The organism is Actinocorallia populi (assembly GCF_002995495.1).
GTDB classification, from domain to species: Bacteria; Actinomycetota; Actinomycetes; order Streptosporangiales; family Streptosporangiaceae; genus Actinocorallia; species Actinocorallia populi.
Window position 1 is genome coordinate 1 of sequence record NZ_PVZV01000018.1, and the last position, 6,107, is coordinate 6,107.

The 6,107-nt window shown below is 52.5% G+C and carries 5 protein-coding genes and 2 pseudogenes; 1 reads left to right on the top strand and 6 read right to left on the bottom strand.

Annotated features, from left to right (window positions below):
* The first annotated feature begins 77 nt into the window (after positions 1-77).
* On the top strand, positions 78-1,007 hold the full coding sequence (locus C2865_RS38920) for a S8 family peptidase (RefSeq protein ID WP_269802778.1): 930 nt from the start codon (positions 78-80) through the stop codon (positions 1,005-1,007).
* 694 nt (positions 1,008-1,701) lie between these two features.
* On the opposite strand, the gene aph(3')-Ia is transcribed toward C2865_RS38920, so the two are convergent.
* From aph(3')-Ia to C2865_RS38970, 6 genes and pseudogenes are all read right to left on the bottom strand, one after another.
* Positions 1,702-2,517 (bottom strand): aminoglycoside O-phosphotransferase APH(3')-Ia, encoded by an 816-nt coding sequence (aph(3')-Ia, locus tag C2865_RS38925; protein WP_000018329.1) that lies wholly within the window; start codon positions 2,515-2,517, stop codon positions 1,702-1,704.
* A 1,136-nt stretch (positions 2,518-3,653) separates the two neighbouring features.
* The gene (locus C2865_RS38945; protein ID WP_000165985.1) at positions 3,654-3,845 is read right to left on the bottom strand and encodes a Rop family plasmid primer RNA-binding protein; all 192 of its coding nucleotides are present in this window, start codon (positions 3,843-3,845) and stop codon (positions 3,654-3,656) included.
* A 103-nt stretch (positions 3,846-3,948) separates the two neighbouring features.
* Positions 3,949-4,212: a site-specific integrase gene (locus C2865_RS42025; RefSeq protein ID WP_003660253.1), complete on the bottom strand. Its 264-nt coding sequence runs from the start codon at positions 4,210-4,212 to the stop codon at positions 3,949-3,951.
* 50 nt (positions 4,213-4,262) lie between these two features.
* Positions 4,263-4,604: pseudogene (locus tag C2865_RS38955) on the bottom strand (hypothetical protein); the annotation flags it as partial.
* A gap of 49 nt (positions 4,605-4,653) precedes the next feature.
* A complete protein-coding gene (gene lacI / locus C2865_RS38965; RefSeq protein WP_000805902.1) occupies positions 4,654-5,736 on the bottom strand; it encodes a DNA-binding transcriptional repressor LacI in 1,083 nt (360 codons plus the stop codon).
* Between the two features lie 79 nt (positions 5,737-5,815).
* A pseudogene (locus C2865_RS38970) lies at positions 5,816-6,107 on the bottom strand (MFS transporter); the annotation flags it as partial.

Below are 6,107 nucleotides of genomic sequence, written 5' to 3' on the forward strand. Positions count from 1 at the left end.
TTGTTTAACTTTAAGAAGGAGATATACATATGCAAATGCGATTAATTCCTTATGTCACTGACACAAAGCTGATGGACGTGAACGAATTGCCGGAAGGAATCGATGCGATTAAGGCACCGGAGCTGTGGTCACAAGGTTTTAAAGGAAAAGATATCACTGTCGCAGTGCTTGATACAGGCTGTGACGCAACCCATCCCGATTTGGCAGACCGAATCATCGGAGGCAGAAACTTTACTGATGATGACAATGGAAAAGAAGATCAATTTCATGATTATAATGGACATGGCACCCATGTGGCGGGTACGATTGCCGCAAACGATCAAAACGGCGGCATCTCCGGCGTGGCACCTGAAGCGAACCTATTAATCGTCAAGGTGCTCGGCGGTGAAGACGGCAGCGGCGATTATGAATGGATCATCAACGGGATCAACTACGCCGTCGAACAAAAAGCCGATATCATTTCAATGTCGCTCGGCGGACCTGCCGACGTTCCGGAATTGAAAGAAGCGGTGACAAACGCCGTGAAAAACGGAGTGCTCGTCGTCTGCGCCGCCGGAAACGAAGGCGACGGCAATGACCGTACAGAGGAGTACTCATACCCTGCTGCATACAACGAAGTCATCGCTGTCGGGTCTGTGTCATTGACGCGGGAGTCTTCCGAATTCTCAAATGCGAACAAAGAAATTGACCTCGTTGCACCAGGAGAAGAAATCCTCTCTACATTGCCCGATCATCAATACGGAAAGCTGACGGGAACATCGATGGCCACACCGCACGTCAGCGGCGCGCTCGCTCTCATCAAGTCAGCTGAAGAAGAGGCGTTTAAACGGAAGCTGACAGAACCGGAACTGTATGCTCAGTTAATCCGCCGCACGCTTCCTCTTGATTACTCAAAAGCGCTGATCGGCAATGGATTCTTATATTTGTCGGCGCCGGAGGTACTGGCGGAAAAAGCCGGCGAAGCAAAACTTCTTTCCCTTCTCGAGCACCACCACCACCACCACTGAGATCCGGCTGCTAACAAAGCCCGAAAGGAAGCTGAGTTGGCTGCTGCCACCGCTGAGCAATAACTAGCATAACCCCTTGGGGCCTCTAAACGGGTCTTGAGGGGTTTTTTGCTGAAAGGAGGAACTATATCCGGATTGGCGAATGGGACGCGCCCTGTAGCGGCGCATTAAGCGCGGCGGGTGTGGTGGTTACGCGCAGCGTGACCGCTACACTTGCCAGCGCCCTAGCGCCCGCTCCTTTCGCTTTCTTCCCTTCCTTTCTCGCCACGTTCGCCGGCTTTCCCCGTCAAGCTCTAAATCGGGGGCTCCCTTTAGGGTTCCGATTTAGTGCTTTACGGCACCTCGACCCCAAAAAACTTGATTAGGGTGATGGTTCACGTAGTGGGCCATCGCCCTGATAGACGGTTTTTCGCCCTTTGACGTTGGAGTCCACGTTCTTTAATAGTGGACTCTTGTTCCAAACTGGAACAACACTCAACCCTATCTCGGTCTATTCTTTTGATTTATAAGGGATTTTGCCGATTTCGGCCTATTGGTTAAAAAATGAGCTGATTTAACAAAAATTTAACGCGAATTTTAACAAAATATTAACGCTTACAATTTAGGTGGCACTTTTCGGGGAAATGTGCGCGGAACCCCTATTTGTTTATTTTTCTAAATACATTCAAATATGTATCCGCTCATGAATTAATTCTTAGAAAAACTCATCGAGCATCAAATGAAACTGCAATTTATTCATATCAGGATTATCAATACCATATTTTTGAAAAAGCCGTTTCTGTAATGAAGGAGAAAACTCACCGAGGCAGTTCCATAGGATGGCAAGATCCTGGTATCGGTCTGCGATTCCGACTCGTCCAACATCAATACAACCTATTAATTTCCCCTCGTCAAAAATAAGGTTATCAAGTGAGAAATCACCATGAGTGACGACTGAATCCGGTGAGAATGGCAAAAGTTTATGCATTTCTTTCCAGACTTGTTCAACAGGCCAGCCATTACGCTCGTCATCAAAATCACTCGCATCAACCAAACCGTTATTCATTCGTGATTGCGCCTGAGCGAGACGAAATACGCGATCGCTGTTAAAAGGACAATTACAAACAGGAATCGAATGCAACCGGCGCAGGAACACTGCCAGCGCATCAACAATATTTTCACCTGAATCAGGATATTCTTCTAATACCTGGAATGCTGTTTTCCCGGGGATCGCAGTGGTGAGTAACCATGCATCATCAGGAGTACGGATAAAATGCTTGATGGTCGGAAGAGGCATAAATTCCGTCAGCCAGTTTAGTCTGACCATCTCATCTGTAACATCATTGGCAACGCTACCTTTGCCATGTTTCAGAAACAACTCTGGCGCATCGGGCTTCCCATACAATCGATAGATTGTCGCACCTGATTGCCCGACATTATCGCGAGCCCATTTATACCCATATAAATCAGCATCCATGTTGGAATTTAATCGCGGCCTAGAGCAAGACGTTTCCCGTTGAATATGGCTCATAACACCCCTTGTATTACTGTTTATGTAAGCAGACAGTTTTATTGTTCATGACCAAAATCCCTTAACGTGAGTTTTCGTTCCACTGAGCGTCAGACCCCGTAGAAAAGATCAAAGGATCTTCTTGAGATCCTTTTTTTCTGCGCGTAATCTGCTGCTTGCAAACAAAAAAACCACCGCTACCAGCGGTGGTTTGTTTGCCGGATCAAGATCTACCAACTCTTTTTCCGAAGGTAACTGGCTTCAGCAGAGCGCAGATACCAAATACTGTCCTTCTAGTGTAGCCGTAGTTAGGCCACCACTTCAAGAACTCTGTAGCACCGCCTACATACCTCGCTCTGCTAATCCTGTTACCAGTGGCTGCTGCCAGTGGCGATAAGTCGTGTCTTACCGGGTTGGACTCAAGACGATAGTTACCGGATAAGGCGCAGCGGTCGGGCTGAACGGGGGGTTCGTGCACACAGCCCAGCTTGGAGCGAACGACCTACACCGAACTGAGATACCTACAGCGTGAGCTATGAGAAAGCGCCACGCTTCCCGAAGGGAGAAAGGCGGACAGGTATCCGGTAAGCGGCAGGGTCGGAACAGGAGAGCGCACGAGGGAGCTTCCAGGGGGAAACGCCTGGTATCTTTATAGTCCTGTCGGGTTTCGCCACCTCTGACTTGAGCGTCGATTTTTGTGATGCTCGTCAGGGGGGCGGAGCCTATGGAAAAACGCCAGCAACGCGGCCTTTTTACGGTTCCTGGCCTTTTGCTGGCCTTTTGCTCACATGTTCTTTCCTGCGTTATCCCCTGATTCTGTGGATAACCGTATTACCGCCTTTGAGTGAGCTGATACCGCTCGCCGCAGCCGAACGACCGAGCGCAGCGAGTCAGTGAGCGAGGAAGCGGAAGAGCGCCTGATGCGGTATTTTCTCCTTACGCATCTGTGCGGTATTTCACACCGCAATGGTGCACTCTCAGTACAATCTGCTCTGATGCCGCATAGTTAAGCCAGTATACACTCCGCTATCGCTACGTGACTGGGTCATGGCTGCGCCCCGACACCCGCCAACACCCGCTGACGCGCCCTGACGGGCTTGTCTGCTCCCGGCATCCGCTTACAGACAAGCTGTGACCGTCTCCGGGAGCTGCATGTGTCAGAGGTTTTCACCGTCATCACCGAAACGCGCGAGGCAGCTGCGGTAAAGCTCATCAGCGTGGTCGTGAAGCGATTCACAGATGTCTGCCTGTTCATCCGCGTCCAGCTCGTTGAGTTTCTCCAGAAGCGTTAATGTCTGGCTTCTGATAAAGCGGGCCATGTTAAGGGCGGTTTTTTCCTGTTTGGTCACTGATGCCTCCGTGTAAGGGGGATTTCTGTTCATGGGGGTAATGATACCGATGAAACGAGAGAGGATGCTCACGATACGGGTTACTGATGATGAACATGCCCGGTTACTGGAACGTTGTGAGGGTAAACAACTGGCGGTATGGATGCGGCGGGACCAGAGAAAAATCACTCAGGGTCAATGCCAGCGCTTCGTTAATACAGATGTAGGTGTTCCACAGGGTAGCCAGCAGCATCCTGCGATGCAGATCCGGAACATAATGGTGCAGGGCGCTGACTTCCGCGTTTCCAGACTTTACGAAACACGGAAACCGAAGACCATTCATGTTGTTGCTCAGGTCGCAGACGTTTTGCAGCAGCAGTCGCTTCACGTTCGCTCGCGTATCGGTGATTCATTCTGCTAACCAGTAAGGCAACCCCGCCAGCCTAGCCGGGTCCTCAACGACAGGAGCACGATCATGCGCACCCGTGGGGCCGCCATGCCGGCGATAATGGCCTGCTTCTCGCCGAAACGTTTGGTGGCGGGACCAGTGACGAAGGCTTGAGCGAGGGCGTGCAAGATTCCGAATACCGCAAGCGACAGGCCGATCATCGTCGCGCTCCAGCGAAAGCGGTCCTCGCCGAAAATGACCCAGAGCGCTGCCGGCACCTGTCCTACGAGTTGCATGATAAAGAAGACAGTCATAAGTGCGGCGACGATAGTCATGCCCCGCGCCCACCGGAAGGAGCTGACTGGGTTGAAGGCTCTCAAGGGCATCGGTCGAGATCCCGGTGCCTAATGAGTGAGCTAACTTACATTAATTGCGTTGCGCTCACTGCCCGCTTTCCAGTCGGGAAACCTGTCGTGCCAGCTGCATTAATGAATCGGCCAACGCGCGGGGAGAGGCGGTTTGCGTATTGGGCGCCAGGGTGGTTTTTCTTTTCACCAGTGAGACGGGCAACAGCTGATTGCCCTTCACCGCCTGGCCCTGAGAGAGTTGCAGCAAGCGGTCCACGCTGGTTTGCCCCAGCAGGCGAAAATCCTGTTTGATGGTGGTTAACGGCGGGATATAACATGAGCTGTCTTCGGTATCGTCGTATCCCACTACCGAGATGTCCGCACCAACGCGCAGCCCGGACTCGGTAATGGCGCGCATTGCGCCCAGCGCCATCTGATCGTTGGCAACCAGCATCGCAGTGGGAACGATGCCCTCATTCAGCATTTGCATGGTTTGTTGAAAACCGGACATGGCACTCCAGTCGCCTTCCCGTTCCGCTATCGGCTGAATTTGATTGCGAGTGAGATATTTATGCCAGCCAGCCAGACGCAGACGCGCCGAGACAGAACTTAATGGGCCCGCTAACAGCGCGATTTGCTGGTGACCCAATGCGACCAGATGCTCCACGCCCAGTCGCGTACCGTCTTCATGGGAGAAAATAATACTGTTGATGGGTGTCTGGTCAGAGACATCAAGAAATAACGCCGGAACATTAGTGCAGGCAGCTTCCACAGCAATGGCATCCTGGTCATCCAGCGGATAGTTAATGATCAGCCCACTGACGCGTTGCGCGAGAAGATTGTGCACCGCCGCTTTACAGGCTTCGACGCCGCTTCGTTCTACCATCGACACCACCACGCTGGCACCCAGTTGATCGGCGCGAGATTTAATCGCCGCGACAATTTGCGACGGCGCGTGCAGGGCCAGACTGGAGGTGGCAACGCCAATCAGCAACGACTGTTTGCCCGCCAGTTGTTGTGCCACGCGGTTGGGAATGTAATTCAGCTCCGCCATCGCCGCTTCCACTTTTTCCCGCGTTTTCGCAGAAACGTGGCTGGCCTGGTTCACCACGCGGGAAACGGTCTGATAAGAGACACCGGCATACTCTGCGACATCGTATAACGTTACTGGTTTCACATTCACCACCCTGAATTGACTCTCTTCCGGGCGCTATCATGCCATACCGCGAAAGGTTTTGCGCCATTCGATGGTGTCCGGGATCTCGACGCTCTCCCTTATGCGACTCCTGCATTAGGAAGCAGCCCAGTAGTAGGTTGAGGCCGTTGAGCACCGCCGCCGCAAGGAATGGTGCATGCAAGGAGATGGCGCCCAACAGTCCCCCGGCCACGGGGCCTGCCACCATACCCACGCCGAAACAAGCGCTCATGAGCCCGAAGTGGCGAGCCCGATCTTCCCCATCGGTGATGTCGGCGATATAGGCGCCAGCAACCGCACCTGTGGCGCCGGTGATGCCGGCCACGATGCGTCCGGCGTAGAGGATCGAGATC